The organism is Arthrobacter sp. GMC3, from assembly GCF_002929305.1.
GTDB lineage: Bacteria > Actinomycetota > Actinomycetes > Actinomycetales > Micrococcaceae > Specibacter.
The window spans coordinates 1-1083 of sequence record NZ_PJIO01000051.1; the positions used below are offsets into that span (position 1 = coordinate 1).

Genomic DNA, 1083 nt, shown 5'->3' on the forward strand with positions numbered 1-1083 from the left:
CCATCACAGCACTGCTCCTGATCACAGGCTGCACGAGCCTTCAAGCAGAAAACCCGCCACCACTAACCACCAAACCCGCACCCACCACCACAGCTACCACCAGCACGGCAACCCCACCCACCCCGGCCCCGGCCCCTGCCCCGGTCTACACGCCCGCTACGGCCGACGGCCCAGCACAAAACGTCCCCACCCCGATCCTTCCCGAGAAAGCCAAAGAATTCTCCAAAGAAGGCCTCGAAGCCTTCGCCCGCCACTGGTACACCACCCTCGGCTACGCCTACGAAACAGGCGATGTGGAACCCCTGTCGGCAATTACAGACCCCAGCTGCAAAACCTGCTCGGGCGCCAAGACAAGCATCGCGAGAATCTATGACGATGGGGGATGGATAGTCGGAGCGAAGATCACTGTTGATTCCTCCACCAGCAATTTTGCCTCTGTGCCGGACTGAACATATCAAGCGATCGTCTGGATCCAGCAAGATGCAGGCACAACTTTTCTTGCTGACCGCTCTTCCAAGACGCCCAAGCCAGCCAGTGTTTCCCGGCCAGACATCGTAGTGGCTACCTTTCAACAGGGGCGTTGGATGGCAATGAAGGCTGAGCACCTAACCAAGGAATGAAAGTGAAAAGTCGATTCGGATTCTCGGTCGTTGCAGCAGTCCTGTGGCTGCTAAGTAGCCCCATGCCCACAGCTTGGGGCCAAAGCGAAGCAGACGGCAACGGATACTGGGACGACGAAAATATAGACATTGAAGTATGGGAAAAGACTCCTGATGGCAGTTACTACGGTCATTCACAAAGCACAGGTTCGTCCGATCCTTTCGTCTACAAAACTGAAGTGAGCTGCAAGGCGGGCGAGGACGCACTGCTCCAACTCTGTCTGGCTACACTTCCGCCCTGTACAGCCGGAGCAGACGGAATTCATGTTGACTGGTATCGGATGCTCGCCGACGGTACAGATCCCACTTGGCGCCTCTACGTTTCAGGTGATTGCGTGTACGGCGAAAAACCCCGCGACATCCTCGCCGAAATCGCCGCCCAAATCAGCCACGAATTCCAACAAACACCCATCACCCCCGCCAC

General features: G+C 57.0%; 1 protein-coding gene and 1 pseudogene. Both read left to right on the forward strand.

The window, feature by feature from the left end:
• Positions 1-449 (forward strand): DUF6318 family protein (locus CXQ94_RS22785; RefSeq protein ID WP_258067305.1); only part of this gene is annotated, 449 nt, incomplete at its 5' end.
• Positions 450-622: 173 nt separating this feature from the next.
• Positions 623-1083, forward strand: a pseudogene (locus tag CXQ94_RS21350) (hypothetical protein); the annotation flags it as partial.